This is a genomic window from Nocardiopsis akebiae (genome assembly GCF_018316795.1).
Lineage (GTDB): Bacteria > Actinomycetota > Actinomycetes > Streptosporangiales > Streptosporangiaceae > Nocardiopsis > Nocardiopsis dassonvillei.
This window is the reverse complement of record NZ_CP074132.1, coordinates 841710-862753: the sequence shown is the minus strand read 5'-3', so window position 1 is coordinate 862753 and position 21044 is coordinate 841710. Positions and strand designations below refer to the sequence as shown.

Annotated in this window: 13 protein-coding genes, 1 pseudogene and 1 CRISPR repeat array; of the genes and pseudogenes, 9 read left to right on the top strand and 5 right to left on the bottom strand. The window is 63.1% G+C overall.

Going from position 1 to position 21044, the window contains the following annotated elements:
* Window positions 1–353 precede the first annotated feature (353 nt).
* Entirely contained in the window at window positions 354–806 is a 453-nt protein-coding gene (locus KGD83_RS28930) for a DUF6221 family protein (protein WP_256448845.1), read from the top strand.
* A 208-nt stretch (window positions 807–1014) separates the two neighbouring features.
* Here KGD83_RS28930 and KGD83_RS03665 read toward each other — a convergent pair whose 3' ends face one another.
* The 3 genes from KGD83_RS03665 to argS form a co-directional block, all read right to left on the bottom strand.
* Window positions 1015–1293 carry a hypothetical protein gene (locus KGD83_RS03665; protein ID WP_212642519.1) on the bottom strand — a complete coding sequence of 93 codons (279 nt, stop codon included), beginning with the start codon at window positions 1291–1293 and terminating at the stop codon, window positions 1015–1017.
* A 79-nt stretch (window positions 1294–1372) separates the two neighbouring features.
* Window positions 1373–1561 (bottom strand): winged helix-turn-helix domain-containing protein, encoded by a 189-nt coding sequence (locus tag KGD83_RS29205; protein ID WP_212642518.1) that lies wholly within the window; start codon window positions 1559–1561, stop codon window positions 1373–1375.
* A gap of 172 nt (window positions 1562–1733) precedes the next feature.
* Window positions 1734–2004: a CRISPR direct-repeat array (repeat unit 27 nt; unit sequence CGGTCCACCCCCGCGTGCGCGGGGCTC).
* Between the two features lie 690 nt (window positions 2005–2694).
* Window positions 2695–4422 (bottom strand): arginine--tRNA ligase, encoded by a 1728-nt coding sequence (argS, locus tag KGD83_RS03655; RefSeq protein WP_212642517.1) that lies wholly within the window; start codon window positions 4420–4422, stop codon window positions 2695–2697.
* A 251-nt stretch (window positions 4423–4673) separates the two neighbouring features.
* On the opposite strand from argS, the gene KGD83_RS03650 reads away from it, so the two are divergent.
* From KGD83_RS03650 to KGD83_RS03625, 6 genes are all read left to right on the top strand, one after another.
* Window positions 4674–4940 carry a NaeI family type II restriction endonuclease gene (locus KGD83_RS03650; RefSeq protein WP_212642516.1) on the top strand — a complete coding sequence of 89 codons (267 nt, stop codon included), beginning with the start codon at window positions 4674–4676 and terminating at the stop codon, window positions 4938–4940.
* Complete coding sequence (locus KGD83_RS03645; RefSeq protein WP_256448844.1) at window positions 4937–5395, top strand: very short patch repair endonuclease; 459 nt, start codon at window positions 4937–4939, stop codon at window positions 5393–5395. The genes KGD83_RS03650 and KGD83_RS03645 overlap by 4 nt, the downstream gene beginning before the upstream one ends.
* Before the next feature lie 759 nt (window positions 5396–6154).
* A complete protein-coding gene (locus KGD83_RS03640; protein ID WP_212642514.1) occupies window positions 6155–7690 on the top strand; it encodes an ATP-binding protein in 1536 nt (511 codons plus the stop codon).
* A complete protein-coding gene (locus KGD83_RS03635) occupies window positions 7687–10512 on the top strand; it encodes a Z1 domain-containing protein (protein WP_212642513.1) in 2826 nt (941 codons plus the stop codon). The genes KGD83_RS03640 and KGD83_RS03635 overlap by 4 nt, the downstream gene beginning before the upstream one ends.
* Window positions 10509–11513, top strand: coding sequence for a PD-(D/E)XK motif protein (locus KGD83_RS03630; RefSeq protein WP_212642512.1), 1005 nt, complete (start codon window positions 10509–10511; stop codon window positions 11511–11513). The genes KGD83_RS03635 and KGD83_RS03630 overlap by 4 nt, the downstream gene beginning before the upstream one ends.
* Window positions 11503–13530 (top strand): AIPR family protein, encoded by a 2028-nt coding sequence (locus KGD83_RS03625; RefSeq protein WP_212642511.1) that lies wholly within the window; start codon window positions 11503–11505, stop codon window positions 13528–13530. Before KGD83_RS03630 ends, KGD83_RS03625 begins: the two co-directional genes overlap by 11 nt.
* A 70-nt stretch (window positions 13531–13600) precedes the next feature.
* On the opposite strand, the gene KGD83_RS03620 is transcribed toward KGD83_RS03625, so the two are convergent.
* Both KGD83_RS03620 and KGD83_RS03615 read right to left on the bottom strand, forming a co-directional pair.
* The gene (locus tag KGD83_RS03620) at window positions 13601–15796 is read right to left on the bottom strand and encodes a DNA cytosine methyltransferase (RefSeq protein WP_212642510.1); all 2196 of its coding nucleotides are present in this window, start codon (window positions 15794–15796) and stop codon (window positions 13601–13603) included.
* Window positions 15797–16615: 819 nt separating this feature from the next.
* Window positions 16616–17397: pseudogene (locus KGD83_RS03615) on the bottom strand (IS5 family transposase).
* Between the two features lie 401 nt (window positions 17398–17798).
* Between KGD83_RS03615 and KGD83_RS03610 the strand changes: the two are divergent.
* Both KGD83_RS03610 and KGD83_RS03605 read left to right on the top strand, forming a co-directional pair.
* Window positions 17799–17948 (top strand): hypothetical protein, encoded by a 150-nt coding sequence (locus tag KGD83_RS03610; RefSeq protein WP_212642509.1) that lies wholly within the window; start codon window positions 17799–17801, stop codon window positions 17946–17948.
* Between the two features lie 421 nt (window positions 17949–18369).
* Window positions 18370–20826, top strand: coding sequence for a P-loop NTPase (locus tag KGD83_RS03605; protein ID WP_212642508.1), 2457 nt, complete (start codon window positions 18370–18372; stop codon window positions 20824–20826).
* Window positions 20827–21044: the final 218 nt, after the last annotated feature.

Sequence of the window (21044 nt, the reverse complement as noted above, 5' to 3'; positions counted from 1 at the left end):
GGGGGATACACCCCGGCCGTGGCGTCTCTGCTGACGACCGCCAGCGACCGTTCCCTGTTCTGTAAGGCGATGCCGGAGGACCACCCTCTGTGCGCGACCCTGACTGCGGAGGCTGCCGTGGCCGCGTCGGCTCCTACGGACTCGGCCCTACCAAACGCACCGACCAATTAGAGACCCAGGTCCAGGACCTGGAGTTCGAGCCTCCCGCCGGGGTAATCCACGGCGACCCGTCCCTGGGCAACCTCATATCCGGTCCTGGCGGCCCTCCCGCCTCCCGTGTATCTAACCTCTCAGGTCAGTACACGTCGACCAGGATCGAGGGTCCATCCCCGCCTGCGCAGGGCTCACTGGCCATGACCACCCAAGGCGACGTGCGCCGCCGGTCCATCCCCACGTGCGCGGGGCTCACTGGCCGACACCGCCCACCGGCTGACCGAGCGCCGGTCCATCCCGCGTGCGCGGGACTCACGCCGCCGCGTTCCAGCTCGTGGGCTCCAGCGCCGGTCCATCCCCGCGTGCGCGGGGCTCACAAGGGCCGTGCGGTCATGGGGACCGCTGACGACTTCGCGCTCCCCACCCCCGAGCACGCACAGTACGTGGAGCGATTCAACCCGGCGGCGATCCTCGCAGACGTGGAAGCGAAAAGGACCGTGCTCGATGAGTACGAGTCCGCTGTCCGGTTCTACGCCGAGAGCAACGGGCCGATGACGCCCGACGTAGAAAACCGCGGGCTGGGGACGGCCATCACCCTGCTCGCCAACGCGTACCGGCGCAGACCCAGGTGGAAGAATGAATGGGAGGCGTGAAGCGCATGTGGCACAGGATCGTCAACGGCGTGTGGAAGCGGACCGGAATGCGGTCATGGCACCGGAAGATGCGCAGCCTAGCCAAGGCCCCGCAAGGAGGAGCGATACGTCCCTCATGCGAGGACTTCGAGCGCGGCAGCGTAGTCATCCCACGCAACCGCAACGAGAAGCGACAGGGCGCCCGACCCGCACGGGCGCCCCGCCAGGCTCAAGCCCCCGGCATCCCCAACGCCTTGAACACCTTCTTGCCCGCCTCCGGCGTCAACTTCCACACGTCTCTGCCGTCAACGACACGGCGTTCGGCAATCACGAACGGAGTCCCCTCCTCAGAGACCAGAGTGTCGACCGCGCGCTTGATCTCTGCGTGCGCTTCTGTTCGGTCGATGAAGCCCGGATGCCACTTGCTCACCTGCTCGGCCAGTGGATAAGGGAAGTCGACATCCTTATCGAGATCCCAGACGAGGACCTCGTGTTCATAGAGCTCCATGCCACCCCTTGATCGGGCGCCTTTCTGGCGCCATGTGAGGGCATCTTCCCGCGCCTCGTGTCCGCTGCGGGTAAGGCAGTCAGCGGTGACCGGAAGTGGCCACTACCCGCCCGCGCCCCTGCTTTGCGACTACCAGACCCTCACTCTCCAAGATCTGGAGTGCCGCCCGCACCGTAGACCTAGACGCCCCTTCCGAGCCTGCTAAGGCGTTCTCAGGCGACAGTGTGGAGCCGGGCGGGTAGGACGATGCCCTCAGCGATGCATGCACGGACCCTATCGGCGATCTCAACGCGCAGAGGCCCGGTGCGCACCGGGCCCGCGCCGACCACACGGCCCCGCACCCGATCCACCCGCACCACGCCGACGTCCTCGGACCGCGAGCGCGCGGCGGATGGTCGTGCGGGACACGTCGAACTCACGGCGGGGGCTCACTTCTTGCCCGGTCCACCCCCGCGTGCGCGGGGCTCACGTCCGGTGTGGCTCCGGCTCGCGCCACCGTATCGGTCCACCCCCGCGTGCGCGGGGCTCGCTCCAGCGAATCGACGGCGAGTTCCGCCGTCAGCGGTCCACCCCTGCGTGCGCGGGGCTCGCGTGTTCGGCGACCCGGCCGCGACCCTGGCCAACGGTCCATCCCCGCGTGCACGGGGCTCACATCCCGGCAGGCTGGAGAACCTCCGCTTCGAGCGGTCCATCCCCGCGTGCGCGGGGCTCACTTAACGACCTGCAACAACGCGGGGCGTTATCTCCACGAGACCTACGAGCCAGGCCAGAAATGACCAACCTCGACCATCCCGCGAAAAGCACCGCCCCAACGCTAACTTCACCTCACAGCATGCTCTCATGACCGCTGGAGCCCACCAGAACAACCGCCGATCCCCTATCTCGCCGAGGACTCAACCCACATCGACATCTGCCTTAGGAGCAAAGAACGCCACCTCCGCAGCCATCGGCACCCGTACGCCCTCCACGCCCACGCGTTGGCAGACCAGTTCGCGTAGGTGGCTTGCATCGCGACCTGGTGGAGACAGCAGAAGGCAGAGGCGATGGCGTTGACCCCCACGTGAGAGGTCAAGCGTCGGGCGGTTATGAGGGTGTGGGCGGCCCGCAGAAAAGACCGGAGTCGACCTGACGATGAGAACGTAGGTGCCTTCTCATGCGGACCTGCATTAGGCAAGCTCACCGTTGAGCCACTGGTGCTTATGGCTGGGGAGGAGCGCAGTGCTGTGCCGGTCGAGCCAACAGCTCAAGTCCTACGCTGCTCGCACTCCCGGATCGCGAGAGCCACCGCACTCAACCGGAGGCTCCACGTGGTAACCAAGGTCCTCGACTGGCGCGGATGAGGCCCAGCGCGTCCCATCACACGGCAGGGCGGATGCGGCGACCGCATCCGCCCTGTTCGCGCTACAGCCGCTGGGGCGCCTCGATACCGAGGAGGTCCAGGCCCCGTTCCAGCACGGCCGCGGTATGCGCGGCCAACACGAGCCGGGACTTACGGACCTGCCCCTCGGATTTGAGCACCGGACAGTTCTCGTAGAACGAACTGAACTGCGTGGCCAGCTCGAACAGGTACGTGGCCAACCGGTGCGGCTGGAGGTGGTTCAGGGCCGCCTGCACCGCGCCGGGGAAGCGCGACAGCGCCAACACCAGGTCGCGCTCGGCCTGCTCGGTCAGGACCACCGCAGCACCCAACGCGGGCACCTGATCGGCACGGCGCATGATGGAGCGGATGCGCGCCAGCGCGTACTGGAGGTAGACGGCGGTGTTGCCGTCCATGGCCAGCATCCGGTCCCAGTCGAACTGGTAGTCCTTGACCCGGTCGGTGGACAGGTCTGCGTACTTGATGGCGCCGATCCCCACCGCGCGGGCGATCTCGCCGCGCTCCGCCTCGGTCAGGTCGGTGCGGTCGGCGACGATAGCGGCGGCCCGCTCCACGCCCTCGTTCAGCAGGTCGGTGAGTTTGAGAGAGGCGCCGGCGCGGGTGCGCAGGATCCGGCCGTCCTCACCCAGGACGCTGCCGAACCCCACGTGGGTGGTGGCGGTCTCCGCGCTGATCCACTCGGCCTTGCGTGCGGCGGCGAAGATGAGCGCGAAGTGCTGGGCCTGCGGAGAGCCGACCACGTAGATGAGGTGGTCGCCCTTGAGGTCCTGGGCGCGGTAGCGGATGGTGGCCAGGTCGGTGGCGTCGTAGCCGAACCCGCCGTCGCGTTTGCGCACGATCAGCGGCAACGGGTTGCCCTCGCGGCCGGTGAAGCCGTCGAGGAACACGCACAGGGCGCCTTCGCTGACTTGGGCCAGACCCCGGCGGGTGAGTTCGTCGGCGACGTCGTTGAGCCAGGGCTGGTAGGAGCTCTCGCCCTTGTAGTCGTCGGGGGTGAGCTTGACGCCGAGCAGGTCGTAGACGGCTTCGATGTGGTGCTTGGACTCGGTGAGCAGCCGCTCCCACAGGGCCAGGGTGTCGGGGTCACCGGCCTGGAGGGCGACCACGCGGGCGCGGGCCCGGTCGGCGAACCCCTCGACGTTGTCGAACTTCTCCCGCGCCTGCTTGTAGAAGACGTTGAGGTCGCTGATGCTGAAGTGCTGCTCGTCCAGGCCCTCGTCGACCAGGTGCTCCACGAGCATGCCGAACGGCGTTCCCCAGTCCCCGAGGTGGTTCTGGCGGATCACCTCGTGTCCGGCGAACTCCATGAAGCGGACCAGCGCGTCACCGATGATGGTGGAGCGCAGGTGGCCGACGTGCATTTCCTTGGCCATGTTCGGCGAGGAGTAGTCGATGATGACGCGTCGCGGGGCTCCGGGCTGGTAACCGAGCCGGGGATCGGCGGCCAGAGCCGCGGCGCGCTCTTGCAGCCAGGTGTCGGAGAGGGTGATGTTGATGAACCCGGGTCCGGCGACCTCCACACTCTGGGCCATGTCGCCCAGGTCGAGGTGGGCGACGATCTCGTCGGCGACCTCGCGGGAGCGTCGTCGCAGGGTCTTGGCCAGCGCCATCGCGGCGTTGACCTGGTAGTCCACACCCTCGCGCTGGGAGGGTCGGACCACCGCCTGCTCGACCGTGCAGGCCACGTTGAACGCGGCGCTGACGGCAGCGACGACACGCTGCCCGAGATCGTCTCCGATGTCCCCTGTCACAACATTCCTTACCTTTCGTCGCTGGTCATCCCTGGTCTGAGTTCCGGGGATGGTTTGAGTCTGTCACGGTGACCGCCCTGTTGACCGGAGGTTTTTACCGGACCGACGTGGATGGCCTATCCGTGGCCGAGACCCACTTCGGCACCCTGGTGGAGACCGGCCTCCAGCGCGTGGACGAACTGTTCCGCCGGGCACAAGTCCTACCCGTCCGCCACGCTGTCGTGGCTACCGTGGTCAAGTAAGAGGAGTACATGAAGAGGGTCCGCGGCAACGGCGGTTCCCGATCCAGCCTGCGATCGGAGGGCATCATCATCCTGGGCCACTACAGAACGCACTGTCAGATTGCCACCGTCCTCTCATCGCCCGAGCCCGGCCCCGGGGGGTTCGTCTCCGCGCGGGTCGTGCGCGCTGGCAGCGCCCCGCAGGACAAGCCCCGGGCCTTCATCGACGGGGCCTGGTGGCGCCCGGCGGAGGAGGGCGGCCCGGTCGAATACGCGCCCCTGCTGCCCGAGGTATGACCGGGAAAGCAGCGGGTGGGTGGGAAGCCCCTGAAGGGTCGTGGGCTTCCTCCCCCGGCAACCGGCGGAGCATGCGCGCCAACCGCAGCCGCGACACCAAGCCCGAGCTCGCCATCCGGCGCCTGGTGCACGCCGCCGGGCTGCGCTACCGGGTCGCGGCCAAACCCCTGCCGAGGATGAGGCGCACAGCCGACCTGCTCTTCCGCCCCGCCAAGGTGGCGGTGTTCGTGGACGGGTGCTTCTGGCACGGCTGCCCCGACCACTTCGTCGCCCCGAAGACCAACCCCGGCTACTGGGAGGACAAGATCGCGGACAACAAGGGCCGCGACCGCGACACCGACGCAAGGCTGGAGGAGGCCGGGTGGCTGGTGCTGCGCTTCTGGGAGCATCAGGACCCGGCCGAGTGCGCCGGGGCCGTGGTCTCGGCCGTCTCAGCCCGTAAGGGTCAGCTGTAGCGGCCCGGTGTGCTCGTTTAGCCTTTCGAACTGCTCGGCAGGCGCTGCCGCGCCCGCGTCGGCGTCCCGCAGAGCGGCGATGACGGACTCCCCCACCGCTTGGCCACCGGCGGCGGGAAGGCGCGCCTTGGTCGATACGGTCTCGGCGCCGCCAGGCGTAGGAGGCCTCGGCAGGAGATATCCGGATCGCGTGCCACGTCCGCGACGCTGCGTCCGGCTCGGACCGAGTCCGGGATCTTGCGGCGGAACTCGGCCGGGTACCCACTACGTCCCGCAATGCCCTCCTTCAAGTGTCACGTGGTCCCAGGGCCCAGAAATCCGACTCCGAAAAACGCAGGGCACACCGGAGCCCCTATCGCACCCGGAACGAGACAGGTCAGCGGGATAGCGCTAGTAAGAGCCGGGGATACGCTGCGATCACTGGGAACAGCCGAAACAGCGGGCACCACCACCCACTGCCCTCACCTCGATCGGCATCCCGTTCTCCGCGGTGTTCACGCTGGCAACCGTGATGTCGATGACTCCGGAACAGCGCTCGACGGATCCATGAGCAGACCTCGTCCATGAGGCTCGGCCCTGCCGAGGGAACACAACCATGACGGTGGATTCCCAGGAATCGTCTACAACCGCCACTTTGCGTGACAGGCCTCCAGAAATCGGGCCGGAGCCAGCGCTGACGAACAGAACCAGGGACAATGAGGATGGTTCCATCTGCGCAAGGGTCGCGATTGTCCATATCCGACGGATAGCATCCGAGCCTTGGCAGACCAGTCGTATCGGCACAGACAGGAGGCTTTAATGCAGGTCCAAGAGGTAGTGCCAGAGCCCGCCGGTCTGGTCGCGTCTCTGGCCGCATTCGGATACACCGTCGAAGCCTCTATCGCGGACCTCGTCGACAACTCGGTCTCTGCTGGTGCGACACAGGTCGACGTAGATCTGACCTGGGAGGGGGTTGACTCGTGGGTCGCGGTCAGCGACAACGGCAAAGGAATGTCCGAGAGCGAGCTGGTCACCGCTATGACCGTCGCTGCCCGCTGGGGCGCGGAGCGCGACAAAGCTGATCTGGGTCGCTTCGGTATGGGACTCAAATCCGCGTCCTTCGCCCACGCCCGCCTACTCACAGTCGCGAGCCGGAGAGCCGGAGAAGATTGGCACGTCCGGACCTGGGACCTCGATCTCATCAGCGAGAAGGGCAGGTGGCTCCTGCTCGAAGGAGTCACGGCGGAAGCCGAAGGACCCCTCAGGCAGGTGCTCGAGGTGATCGATGGCCCGGGCACCGTGGTGCTGTGGCAGCGCTTGTCTGCCTATCAGGGGGTTCCTGAGCAGGACCCGAGGGTGAAACATCAGTTCCTCCTGGAGTCGGGGAATGTGACGAGACATCTGGGTCTCACCTTCCACCGCTTCCTCGACGGGCCGCGGGCGGTCCGCTTGAGGGTCAACAGTGCCCCTGTGCAGCCCTGGGACCCATTCCTCCAGAACCATCTGGCGACCGTGAGAATGCCGACCGAAGAGCTGCTCCTCGGCGAGCACCTGGTGAAGGCCACTCCTTTCGTCTTGCCTGCTCCTCACCGGCTGACGAATGAGGAGCGTGAGGCGGCCGGTCGAGACCGGGGTTGGTTGAAGCTGCAGGGCCTGTACATCTACCGCAGAGACCGGTTGATCGCGGCTGGCGGCTGGTACAGGCTGCGCAAGCGGGAAGAAAAGTTCAATCAGGCGCGGATCGCAGTGGAAGTCCCGGCAGAGACGGACGAGCACTGGAAAGTCGACGTCAAGAAGTCCACGGCCTGGCCTCCCGTGTCTCTGCGGCGTCCCCTGAAGGGCATCGCGGACCGCGCATGCAAGGAGGCGGCTACCAGCATGCGCACCCGGGGGCGGGTCGCGGCGATGCGGCACGACTCCCGGCTCGAGTTCGCATGGAAACTCGATAAGCGAGGCGACGGCACCATCACCTGCAGGATCAACCGCAAGCACAGCGTGATCCAGGCCCTCCTGAGCGAGGCCGAAGAACTCCAGGCCACCCAGATCGGTGCCCTCCTGCGACTGCTGGAAGAAGCGTTGCCTATCGCAGGCCTGCGCGTGCTCCACGAGACCGACGCCGCAGACGACCCCGAGCCGTTCGACGGCGGATCTCCCGACAGCGATATGGAGCAGGTCGCGCGAAACATGGTGGACGTGCTCGTCCGCAAGGGCATCAGCGAGCGGGAAGCCCTCGTGATGATCAGTCGCATGGCTCCGTTCGACGAGCTCAAGGGCTTCTGGGATCAAGACCACGACGAAGACAGGGGACGCGCATGAGTGACGAGACGGATATCTCGGCAGAGGACACCGACGAAGCCATCAAGATGGTCTTGAGCGCGCTCGACAAGCACGACCATCCGACGGTGGAGCAGATCGCGACGGCCGTGGACGCGGTGCTCACCGTGCAGGGCATGCTGGGCAACAACGTCGACAGCGATGTCGTCCGCCGACAGGTGGAGTCGATCGTCACCGTCACTCAGGAGGAGACCGGCGGCCTCGTCGACGACGACCCGACCTCCCATGTGAAGTGGCTCGACGAGCTCCGGGCCGACCCCGGCAAGGAGTGGCCGTTCTGGGACCGTTACGCCGAGTACATGAAGAAGCACCAGAAGCTTCCGCTCCAAGTCGTGCAGGTCTTGGACGACACCACTGCCAAGGTCTTGGGCGAGCTCGAGAGCCCCGACCGCGAAGGCGAGTGGCAGCGCCGAGGACTGGTGATCGGAGACGTCCAGTCCGGCAAGACCGGACAGTTCATCGGGCTCGCTGCGAAGGCCGCCGACGCCGGATACAAGCTCATCGTGATCCTCGCGGGTGTCCTGGACGATCTTCGGGCTCAGACGCAGACCCGCGTCGACAAGGGACTACTCGGGTACGACACCAGCCGCCAGCAGCAGGTTCGGGGTCGGCACAAGATCGGCGTCGGGAGGATGCGCGGTTTCAAACACCCCGACATCAACTCCCTGACCACACAGAAACTGAAGGGTGACTTCAACAAGAACTTCGCTCAGCAGCTCGGCTTCAAGATCGGCGGCACTCCGGTAGTGCTCGTCATCAAAAAGCACCAGTCGATCATCAACCACGTCACCGAATGGATGAGCAGCATGCACGGTGAGGAGGTCGGAGACGGCAAGAGCAAGGTTCGCGACGTCCCCCTTCTCCTGATCGACGACGAGGCGGACAACGCCAGCATCAACACCAACAAGGCCGGTGACGGCCCCACCTCGATCAACAAGTCCATCCGTGCGCTGCTGAACGCTTTCGAGAAGGCCTCGTACGTCGGGTACACGGCGACTCCCTACGCCAACATCTTCATCGACCCCGACGTCGACGACCCTGAACACGGCAAGGACCTCTTCCCGGAGAGCTTCGCCCTGACGCTGCACCCCCCATCGAACTACTTCGGTCCCGAGCGCCTCTTCGGCCTGGTCGGAGACGACGGGGACGACGAGATGGAGCCGCTGCCCCTGACTCGCGACATCAACGATGCCGCTGCGTGGGTGCCCGACGGCCACAAGGCATCGCTCGTGATCGGGAAGACGATGCCCGAGAGCCTGAAAAAGGCCGTTGACGCTTTCGTCCTGGGTTGTGCCGCCCGTCGAGCACGGGGGAAGAAGGACGACATCAAGTCGATGCTCGTCCATGTCACGCGCTTCAAGAAGGTGCAGGAGCAGGTGGCAGAGCAGGTCTTGGGCTATCTGCTCGAGACCCAACAAGATCTCGCCGCCAGGTTCGGCACCAACGCTCAGCGCCGCCTCGACCGGTTGCAGGAGCTCTGGGAGAAGGACTTCGAGACGACGACGAAGCACTTCCCCGCCGAAGACGCCAAGCGCCTCAAGTGGAAGCAGGTGAAGGAGCACCTGCCCGAAGCGGTCGACAGGATCGAGGTGCGCAAGGTCAACGGTGACGCGAAGGACGCCCTCGAGTACGAGCAGCGCAAAGGGACCGGTTGGTCCGTCATCGCAGTCGGCGGGCAGAAGCTCTCCCGGGGCCTCACGCTGGAAGGGCTCACGGTCTCGTACTACCTCAGACTCTCGAGCACCTATGACACGCTGCTGCAGATGGGGCGCTGGTTCGGATACCGCCCCGGTTACGAGGACCTGTGCCGCCTCTACACCACCAAGACACTGGTGAGCCGGTACCGGTGGATCACGCAGGCTACCGCCGAGCTCCGCCGGGACATCGACGAGATGGGAGTGCTCGGAGAGTCTCCCAAGAGCTACGGGATGAAGGTCATGGACGGTCCCCTCGGTCTCGCGATCACCGCACCGAACAAACGGCGGGAAGGCACCTCTGTCCGGTTGTCATTCTCCGAGGAGCTTGCCGAGACCACGGTCTTCGACCTGTCCGGCGAAGTTCCGGAACGAAACAGGAAGACCCTGACAGGATTCGCCCAGCACTTGGACTCCCTGTACATGCGTGATCGCATTGCCGAGAGGAAGGGTGAAGGAATGGTCTGGCGCAATGTCTCGGCCGAGGACGTCGCCGCGATGTTCTTCGACAGGTACGAGACATCTCCCGAGGCCCACCGGGTCAAGCCCGAACTGATCGCCAGGTACATCCGGCAGTGCGCCGAGAAGGACGAGCTGGGGAACTGGACCGTCCGGGTGGTAAACAAACAGGCTAGAGACAAGAACAGGATCGACTCCCACCAGTACAAGATCAAGGTAGGCGAAGACGAGCTCTGGGTCACACACCGCATAGAACTCGAGCGGTCCACTCCTGACCGCAAGGTCATCAAGCGTGTGCTGAGCCCCGTGCACGAGTCCTACGACATGACCGAGGAGCAGAAGGAAGCAGGGCGAAGCGCGGGAAAGAAGACCTCCGGGGTCCCCACCGGGAAGCCCCTGCGCAAGCAGCGGAATCCGCAGCAGGCTCTCCTGCTCATCTATCCGATCGACTACCCCTTGGAGAAACCCGGCCCCGACTCCAACGAGAGCGGGCGCATGGAGCAGGAGCCGGGCGACAACCCGGAGACGAACCCCTACCTCGTCGGGTTCGCCGTGGCATTCCCGGCATCTGCCGGTGCGGTCGGCGTCAACTACACGGTCAACAACAAGTGGTTCGAGGAGCCGGTCGACGATGCGGAGGACGAGGCGTGACCATCACCGAAGCATTGTGGCGGGAACTCGATCAGGAGGACGGAACGGGCGGTGCAGGAGGGTGGCTCGTGCGTCGCCTGTACCCCGACAGCGAGCAGAACATCTGGATCGGCGTCTCGCGTCTCGATGGTCGGCGCCGGCTCACGATCAGGGCTCCCCGCCCGGCCTTCCTCAAGGTGGCCAAGCGCCTGCGCACCCTTGACGATGTCGTCGGCATCGAGCTGGACGTGATCTCGGCATCGACCCTGCACGTGGTCCTGAACAGTCTGGACCTCTCTGAACCTTTCACCGCGTTGGCGTCAGACCTGGCTCAGCGCGCCTCCAGGAGCACTACTGCGAAGGTCGTGGACGACGTACTCGACCAGTACGCCCTCTGGCGCAGGATGCTGAAGGAGGTGGGCCGGAGCGGCTTGGGCGGAGAGGCGCGACGCGGCCTCTTCGGTGAGCTCTACACGCTGCGCCACCACTTGATCCCTGCAGTAGGGGCAGCGGACGCTGTAGAAGCCTGGACCGGCCCGGACGGCACGAACCAGGACTTCCAGCTCCCCGGGTGCGCTGTCGAGGCGAAGTGCACGTCCAACCGCAACCCGGCCGTCCTCACGATCAGCGACGAGAAGCAGCTCGACCGTGCTGGTGCTGGCCGCCTCTTCCTGAGCTCCGTAGTCGTCGACGAACGTCGAGGAGGGGTGGGGACGAGCCTGAGAGCGATAGTGGAGGAGGTGCGCAACCAGCTTCCCGTCGTGCTCCGGGCCGACTTCGAACAGCGTCTGGCGAAGACCGGTTACCTGGGCATTCACGCTGAAAAGTACGATGAGCCGCGCTACACGGTGACCGGTTCCGACGTGTGGGAGGTCAGCGACGGGTTTCCGTGTCTGACAGTCGAGAATATCCCCGCCGGGATCAGCGGGTGCACCTACAGGATCGACACCCGGGTCTTGGCAGAGTATGCGTGCGACGCGGACGAGTTCCGCAGCGCACTGAGGAGCGGCAGTGAGCAGTAAAGAAGATCTCGAGGACTACGCCGCACAACTGACCGGCGAGGTTTTCGAGACTGCTTCTGACAAAAACGAGTCGCAGCGCGACGTCTTCGCACAGCGGATCCTCGACTTGTTGCACGAGGGCGGGTTCGTCAACAACCCCGAGGTCGAGTACCTCGAGAAACCCGGGATCTTGCTGCACGGGTACGGATACACCGATGACGGTCTCGTCCTGGAGCTGTACACGAGTGCGTTCTCATACGACCGCCCCCGCCTGAACAAGGGGCTTCTCGACAGGTACTTCCGGCGTGCGACCGCCTTCCTGAAGAAGGCGGAGAAGATCAAGGCTGCCAGCGATCCCAAGACGGGGATCTACCGCATGTGCGAGGTGGTGATCGCCGCGCTGGAGAGCCCGGCCTTGACACGCATCAGGGTCTTCTTCATGACCTCGAGCAGCAGTGGGACCTCCTCGATGCCGGAGCCGGTCGACTTCAACGGCGTCCCGGTCGAATACCACCTGTACGACCTGCCGCGCATCTACAAGATGGAGAAGGCCGGAATCGCCAGCGAGCAGATAGAGGTCAAGCTCGACCCGCCCCTGCCATGCCTGCCCGCGCAGGCCAACGACGACGACCACTCGGTCTACCTGGCTGTCATCCCCGGTCGAGTGCTCGCCGAGCTGTACGACGAGTACCGCGCCCGCCTCTTGCAGCTGAACGTGCGGGCCTTCCTGCAGGCACGCGGCAAGGTGAACAAGGGGATCCGCGACACTGCGATCGAGCACCCGGCCTGGTTCCTGGCCTACAACAACGGCATCACCGCCACCGCCTCGGACGCGGACTTCGAACGCGACGAGTCGGGTCGCGGGATAGCCATCACGAGCCTGACCGACCTGCAGATCGTCAACGGCGGGCAGACGACCGCGACCCTCCACCACGTCTTCAGCAGAGACAAGAACACGTTGGAAGGGGTGGACGTGCAGATGAAGCTGACTCTGGTACCCCCTGACAAGCGCGACGAGGTGGTGCGCAAGATCTCCGAGTACTCCAACACGCAGAACCGCGTCTCCCAGGTGGACTTCTCCTCCAATGACAAGTTCCACGTCAAGTTCGAGGCCGTCTCCCGGAACGTGTGGGCTCCGCCTGCGCGCAACTCCCTCCTGGACACCCGATGGTTCTACGTGCGGACCAGGGGAGCCTATGAGGTCGAACTCAACAAGAACACGACGACCGCGACCAGGCGGAAGTTCAGGGCTGAGAACCCTCCTGCCCAGAAGTTCGACAAGACGGAGCTGGCCAAGTACGTCAACTGCTGGTCGGGCAAGCCCTACAAGGTCGCTCTGGGCGCCCAGAAGAACTTCGTGGACTTCCAGGGACACGTGACCGAGTACCCGCCGCTGATCGATGCCACCTACGTGCAGCGGACGATCGCCCTGAAGATGCTGTTCACCGCCGTCGACTCGGTCGCTCGAGCGCAGGGCGCGGGCTCCAACAAGTCTGCGGTGACCGCGTACACCATGGCGATGCTCTGCCATGCAACCGGCCACCGAATCGACCTCGACCGCATCTGGCGCGAACAGGCGGACTACGGGGAGAAGGAACCCAGGGTCACTCCTGCCCTGCTGGAGGCCATCCGGAGTCTGTGCGCCCCTGTCATGACGGTCATCCTCAACGGAGGCGGTCACCCGATCGAGTGGGCCAAGAAACCCGAGTGCTGGACCGAAGTACAAGCGATCGATTGGAAGGTCCCGACCGCCCTCGAGGACGAACTGCGCCCCACCATGCTCAAGCTCGAGCGAAGCGAGGCGGAGGCCAGCGAAGACCTGAACCAGCGTTTCGAAGAGGTCGCCGCCGATGACTGGCAGTCCGCCTACGAATGGGGCCAGGAAACCGACCGCCTCGAACCCGCCGAGCTCGCGGCGCTGGACACCGTGGTGAACCTGCTGGAGCGTGGCGAGCCCGTCTCGGATACGCGTGCGTTGCGTGCTCTGGAAGCCTACGACAAGGCTCTGCAAGCGGGGTTCGATCCCGACCCGGAGTAAGGGCACATATGGGCGGGGCGAGGGGTTTTCCGACACCAAGTGGCGTCGGAAAACCCCTCGCCCCTCCCGCTCAGCCCTCAGGGGAGAGCTCGGAGAAAAGGTCCAGTCCCTCCTGATGGCGTGCGGTGCGAGCAGCCCATGCACGCTTCGACCCCGCGGACTTGCTCTTCACCTGTTCGGCCCGCAGATCCTCGATCCTTTGGACCTCGGCAGGGTCCTTCGCGGTGACGCAGAACTTCTGCAGAGGGCAGTTGTCACAGTCCACCTGGTTGGTTTCGCACAGCTGTTGCCCGATGCGGTGCACTGCCGCCACGCGCAAGGAAGCGTTGTCATCGGCCCCGATCAGGCGCGACAGATCCACGCGTCCCTCTGTGCCCTTGTTGAACACGTGGGACTGCGTCCCGGCCACACGAGCCGCGACCCGCTGGGAGGGGGCAGAACTGAGCAGGAGGTCGGGTCCGTTGCGCAGGATCGTGTACATCTTGACCTCGGTCGGCTTCAGCGAGATGCCGACGGCGACCCGCTGGATCTCCTCCGGAGTATCCTTCTCCTCCCGGGAGGCCGCCCACAGAGCTGTTCGAGCCACACCCCTGCGGAGCCGCTCGAGCTTCTTCCGGGCCGACGCGGTGGGAGCCAGAACCAGCAGCTCTTCGAGGGATTCGTTCGAGAGGGCGCTGACGCCGTCCAACACGGCCATCATCGAAACCAGCTGCCCGTGGGTCAGCTTACTGCCGGCCAGTATCGACATCACGGCCGCCTGGACCGGTCCCATCTTCTCACCGGGGAAGTAGAACCACATGTCCCCCTCCCGCTGCTGACGGGCCCAGGCGTTCAGTCCTTCCCTGAGACGCCCGGCCTCCGTGGTCGCACCGTCGATGGGTTGGCAGTTGTCCAAGGGAAGCAGCGCCGTGGCCGCAGCCTTTCCCAGGAGGGGGGGGACGGCGTTACCGATCTGCCGGAAGGCGTCCGACCGGGTGCCTGCGAAACGGAACGAGTCGGGGAAGGACTGCACCCGAGCGGCCTCACGCACAGTGAGGGTGCGGTGCTCGGTCGGGTGAATGTACCAGTACCCGTCCTTGGCCAAGTGCGCGGTGATGGTGCGCGAGAGGTCATCACCGCGCAGCCGATGATATTTGTCCTTGAACTTCGAAGTGTCGTACCGGAGCGCGACGGTGCCGTCCAGATCCGCGTAGGTCAGGTCCGTGGTCAGTTTTTCGAAGACGTAGAAGTCGTCCTCTCGAACGCGCCGTGAGTAGTGGTCGTGCACGAAATCCCTGTCGGCCTCGGGAACGTCCTGACGCATCAACTTCACGAAGCCGGAAGCGTCGTCTCCCTGGTCCTTGTAGGGCATGACGGTCATGCCGACGTCTCCGCGCGGAGCCGTGACCCATGTGAAAGGCCGTCGCTTCGCGGCGTACTGCACGGGCAGGTGCTCCCTGTCCCGGTGCAGCTCGAAAGGCGGGGCGTTCTTGGGGCGGTCGGTGCGGTCCTCCCAGCCGGGCAGGGGGACGACAGTGATTGTGGGCAGGTCCCCGATCGCCTCATTGAGGGTCACCCGCGGCTGCTTCTCGGGCCAGGGGAACGCCTCGACGTCCCGGCGGGCAAGGAGGATCAGACGCTTACGCTGTTGGGGCACGCCGTGCTGCCAGGCGGGCACGATCCGGGTCTCGACCGCATAGCCCCGACGTTCGAGCCTCTCCTCGATAATGCGAATCACAGCGAAGTCGTCATGCAGCCCCATGTCGGGGACGTTCTCCATCAGGACGGCACGAGGGTTGAGTTGCTCGACGATGTCGAGGTAAGCCTGCCACAGCTCCTTGCGCGCGTCCTCCGGGTTGCGCCCGTGCCTACGCACCAAGTCGCGGATCTTGTTGCGTCCGGCGAGGGAGAACGGCTGGCAGGGCGGACCTCCTGCGACTAAGTCGATCTCGGCCTGACCGAGCAGCGCCACGAGCTCGTCACGGACCTCGGGGTCGCCCAGGTCCCGCATGAGACTCAGGCCGGAAAAGTTGTGCGCGTGCGTCTCGACGGCCCGGTCGTCGAAGTCGATGCCAGCGGCGATGGTCCAGCCGGCTTCCTTGATGCCGTAGCTCAGGCCGCCGGCACCGGTGAACAGGTCCACGGCGAGCAGCTTGCCCGCAGCAACCTTCGCTGCCGCCCACCCCTGAAAATCGTCCTCGGTCGCGACGTGGTCGTGATGCGGCTCGAGGTGCACGTACTCCGACCGCTTGAGCGGTACGCCGTACCCAGATGACTTCCTGACCACGTGCTCCTCCGTATGGCTGGGGCTGATACCGCTCCAGGGCCCGCCCAACCACCGACACGATGAGCGCCTGGCGGAGCGGGGACTGGACCAGGTATGGAATCGGACCGCAGCCCTGACCAGGGCTACAGAGCGCTGTGACCAGGCACGACCGCGCAACGTCTTTCCGAAGGTCAAATAATACCGAGTCACGCAACAGAGCAGGTCACAGCGCCTCGTTTTGCTCTTCGACCAGGAACAACTTGTTGACCACCTCCTCAGATTCTGCCACTACCGGGTCTCACCGAGCCCCCGGGGAGGAGGCCCCCAGACCGGTGGGCGGCGCGCATCTCCACGGGTTACCCGGGGACTCTCTATCTGTGCCGTGAACTGCGGTTCTCGGATGTTTCGGGCGTAGCAGGCGGCCCTGCACTCCACCGGTGGGACGTGGTCGATCTCACCGTGGAGCCACGTGTCATTGCACCAAGCCGCCCAATCGGCAGCGGCGATCTCGACCCTGTCCAATGTTTTCCACAGGCAGCGCGGCTTGATCAGCTGCCTCGTGCCGGGTGTGTTGTGTCCTGCGTTTTTCGGAGTCGGTTTTCCGGATCCCGGGTGTTGTGTCCCGCTCTCGGTGGAGTCGGGTTGTCGGACTCGGGGGACACCTGATCGGTCCTACGGATTTGGTCCGTGGCTTGCAAGACGGGGCGATTGCTCGGTGATTGCTCCGGTACTGGGGGCAGGGTGGCCTCCGATGGCGCCGGGTAGTCCTGTGTGGTGTCGGCGCTGTGGGGCGCCAGGGGCGCATATCTCCGCGGCCGGAGTGGGCTTTTAGAGCTCATCTTATTTCGTAAGTCTGCGGAAACAGATGAGGATGCAGGCAATGTCAGTGAAGGCTAGAAAGTGGTCGGCCGGTAACGGCGGTGTAGGCAGCGGCATCCGGCCAGCCACGCCATCGTGCGCTCAACCCTCCAGCAGTGTCGCCCTAACCGTTGCGAGGGCTCCACTCCCTTGTGGGCCAGACGGTGCACGATCCCCCGCTGGCGCAGGTGGGCGCAATCGTACCCCTTACCGCCGTGCAGCTTGGCCGGGCGAGGTCTTCGTGGTCCACGGCGAGACCGGAGCAGGGGAATCCATTGCAGCAGCGGTTGCAAGGCCTAGCTGTCGTCGGTGCTGGCCCCCGAGACCGCTACGGACAAGCACAGACCCGCCCAATCGGTGATCAGATGGGTCTTCGACCCTTTCTTGCCCCGATCGTCAGGATCCGGACCCGTCAGGTCCCCCCTTTGAGGGCTCGCATGTTCACCGAATCGATCGCGCACCGCGACCAGTCCAGCTCACCGGGGGAATCGAGTTCGTCCAAGACCAAGCGGTGGAGCTTGGCCCAGAACCGGGTGCGAGTTCGCTCGGCAAAGCTGCGGTGCGGGGTGGCACCAGGGACCGAACGTCGGTGGGAGTTGGGCCCGAGTGCAAACGAAAGTGGCCACGAAGATGATCGCGGCCAACACTTGGCGGTCGCCGTGACTGCGTCGCCCGCCGTCCTGTGGGCAGGTGGGCGCCTCGGGCACCACCCGGTGAAACAGTTCCCACCGCTCGTTCGGCACCAGCCGCTCCACCATCGGCACAGAAGCAGGCTACCGAAAACCCGAATGAGATGATCTCCTAATCCGCAGGTTCAGGTATTGACCCTCTGGGACTGACTAGCGGATGACGGGACTCGTCCCGACACACAGCAGTGCCTCGATCACGGCCGGCACGAAATAGCACCAGGTGACGGGCCAGATGAGTTCGGACCTTGATGTCGTTAGAGACATTGTTAACATGAAAGATCACATAAAGCCACATACGGACAAAAGCGTCGAAATAGGCACACAAGGCCCAATTCAGGGACTTGGATGGATGTGGCAGGCGAAGCCTTCGCCTAACATGTCTAACACCCTACCGAGGGAGGGAACACTGTGAACCAGCAGAGCAACAGCCACTCCAAGCCCTCAAGCCAGCGCTCGAACCGACAACCCTGCTGGCTGTGACCGTCATCGTCCACGACAAAGACACCAACCGCGCCCTTCTCATGCAACGCAGCGAGGACACCAAGTCCGCCCAAGGCTTGCGAGAAATCCTGACCGACGAAAGCGAACCAGGCGTCCGTATCACCGAGACCACAGCCCCACGTTAAGAGGAAATCGGCCTGACCGAAAAACCCGCAGTCCTCAGATCCACCCATATCACCCACGGGGCTTGGGGTGTCGAGATCCCAGCCGGTCCCATCAGGGCGACCTTCGTGGCCTACAACTATGCCTCTAATTTGAAGAACCGCGAACCCCACAAGCGCTCTTATGTCTGCTGGGTCGACGCCAAAAACACTCGGAAGCCTCCGTCTTTAAATATTCAGATTATTGCTTCATCGTCCAAACCATGGGATAGACGTGAAGACTCAGGGTTGGACAATGTCGCGACGCCTGTTAGTTCCCTATCGCCTTGAGTCCCCCCACACTGCTAGAAGAACGATAAAAATCTACATCGATCATTTAAACCTGACCAGGTTCGCAGTAGTCAGCAAAGACATCGAAGAGAACCATAGAAAAGTTTTATAACTCATGGATATTGAACTCGAAGCTAATCAGAAGAAGGCACTTAGAAGGGCTGTCCGCAACGGAGATTATCATCTGCTGCTGGGCGCCGGCGCAAGTCGTGATGCTGTTTCTGCAAGCGGCTCCACACTGCCAACAGGGCCCGAATTGGCGACACTAATGGCCAGCAAATTTGATGTGCCGATCGAGGAAGGCGATTTGCTATGGCGAATCTACGCTCGTGCAGTCGAAGATGCAGGAGAGGAAGAGGTCTATGATTGGCTTAGAAGTATCTTCTGGGAGGTCACGCCTCCAACCTGGATGGATGTTTATGCCAGGACTCCATGGTCGACGGTTTGGACCCTCAATATTGATGACGTGTTCGAGCGTGCGTATGCGCGCGTGCAATCCGATGAGTCGCGCTCACTAATTACAGTCAACTGGGACGACGAGTTCCGCCAGAGCCGACACCTTTCCGTGGTTCATTTGCATGGATGTGTCGACCGTGACACGATGAGGCGCCGCCTGGTTTTCTCCTTGAGTGAATACTCGGGCAGTTCGATGTCCAGTGCAGCATGGCCGTTAAATTTTCGCGATACTTATGGAATTCTTCCTTTTGTCATCATCGGTGCAAGACTGCGTGACGAGCCAGACATCGAAGCAGTGATCGCCAATCGGACGCCGTCCCATGAAGCGCCAAGCTTTTACGTCAGTCCGAATATATCGCAAGCCGTTGAGAGAGACCTCCGCAAGTGGAATCTCATTCCGGTTCGCATGACTGCTGAAGAGTTTTCCGATGCCTGGCCAGAGCTTACCAGCATGAACCTGAGAGAAGCTCCGAGTAGTTACGAAGAGGTGACATTTCGGGTTGGACGTCAGTTTAGGGAATTAAAGCTTGACGCACCCAATAACCCTCCTCGGGATCACGATTTCATTGGGGGTGACGAACCTCAATGGGCCGACATCAAGAATGGGTTGAATGCAGAACTCGATTGGATTAGGAAAGCCTCGGATGACTGTAAACAGATCGGCCAAAGCATCAGAAAAAACACGGCCATGGTATATGTGGGGAAGCGCTTGACTGGCCGCACAACTGGGCTTTTCGCCATTGGTAAGGCACTGAGATCTCTCTCGTGGCGCACCTACCTTTACGTTGGAGATGAGCGGCCAGATATCGATGCCATTCTTCAATTTGCGGCCAGTGGAAAGTCAATTGCACTTCTTTTTGACTCCGTCGCTGAAATTGCCGACGACGTCGCATCTTTGCTGAGTCTGGCGCGGAGCGCGGATCTCCAGGTTATCTGTATTGCTGTAGACCAGGCGGATCGCACCGCGAATGTGCTCGGACGAATCGATGAAGTTTATCTGTCCCGCAATCGCGTAACTACCATTAATAACCGCCTTACGAGAACCGATGCCGCACGGCTAGTGGACAAGCTTAAATCAATTGGGCGGCTAGGGATCCTTGAGTCCGAAAAGAAGGATTCCCGCCGCCTGGCGCATTTTCGCGGGCGCGAGCTTTTCGATTCGATGGCCGAGCTCGAGAACGCTCCAGCATTTGGCCGGCGGGTGAGTGAACTAGTTGACGCTATCACTGATCCGGACCACGTTACCGTACTTTTGCTTGCTGCCCTCGCGTCGCGGTTCGATCGCAGGTTCCACGCTTCAGACGCATCTCGAATGGTGGGTATGGAGAGCGACTTTCTGGTTCGGCTAATCCGCGATAGTCATCCACTTTCTTGGGTACTGAAGACAGATGGTATTTGGATTAATCCGAGACAGCGTTGGATGGCGCTCGAAGCCTGCGTTGCGCGGCTTGGTAGTCGAGAGGCGCTTGTAACCATAGGAAGAGCAATGCAGCGTGTCGCTCCGCGTCTAGGCAGGACTAGCCATCGGGAGCGGAATGCAACAGCGCTGCTCGTGGGTTCTTTCATGTCATACAAGAACATTTCGAGTGTATTTCCGAATGAAGATCTCGATCAGTGGTACGAAACGCTGTCTCCCACATTTGGCGATTGGAGCGCACGCTATTGGGAGCAGCGGGCGATCCTGAACCGAAATATAGGCAGATCGAAACCAGATGTGCTGGCGAAGGCGGAATCGTTCGTGCTGCGTGCAGTAAGCATTGTTCGAGACTCCTACAGCCTAACAACACTCGGAACAGTTCTCCTAACCAAAGCTGCTTACGGTTCTGCGGGAGATGTGGAGCAGTATTATGACCGTGCGATCGACGCTTTTGAAGGTGCTGGTGAGGAAAACCCAAATAATTTGGTTACCTGGGACGCATTCCTGCGTTATGCTCTCCGAGTTCTCGCTCCGGATGGAACTTCTCTCAGGCCCCTAGACGACGATTTGTTGGAGCGACTTCAGGACGACTGGCTCAGAATTCACGCGCAAATCGTGGTCGCGGCCGGCGCCAGTGAAGAAGTGAAGACAGAGTTGGCAAACCTGAAGCGCCGCTTCCAAAGAATCACGGGGCGCTAAACGGCATGACCTCTCGCGCGAAGGTTTTTTACGAGGATAATCATCCTAGAGAAAGGATAAAATCAAATCGCATATTATAGGATACAGGAATTTTAGATATTCAGGGAGATGGTACTTCTATAGTATGAAAGATGAGATGCGCAATGAGGATAATTCGGAACCCTTTTATGCTGCATAAACGAAACTGATGAGCCATTGCCCTCGAAGGATCGGTGCTG

Bases quoted from the DNA above. Each gene is read 5' to 3' on its own strand.
- KGD83_RS28930 (WP_256448845.1), top strand. From the start codon at position 354: ATGACCACCCAAGGCGACGTGCGCCGCCGGTCCATCCCCACGTGCGCG.
- KGD83_RS03665 (WP_212642519.1), bottom strand. From the start codon at position 1,293: ATGGAGCTCTATGAACACGAGGTCCTCGTCTGGGATCTCGATAAGGAT.
- KGD83_RS03650 (WP_212642516.1), top strand. From the start codon at position 4,674: ATGAAGAGGGTCCGCGGCAACGGCGGTTCCCGATCCAGCCTGCGATCG.
- KGD83_RS03645 (WP_256448844.1), top strand. From the start codon at position 4,937: ATGACCGGGAAAGCAGCGGGTGGGTGGGAAGCCCCTGAAGGGTCGTGG.
- KGD83_RS03635 (WP_212642513.1), top strand. From the start codon at position 7,687: ATGAGTGACGAGACGGATATCTCGGCAGAGGACACCGACGAAGCCATC.
- KGD83_RS03605 (WP_212642508.1), top strand. From the start codon at position 18,370: ATGGATATTGAACTCGAAGCTAATCAGAAGAAGGCACTTAGAAGGGCT.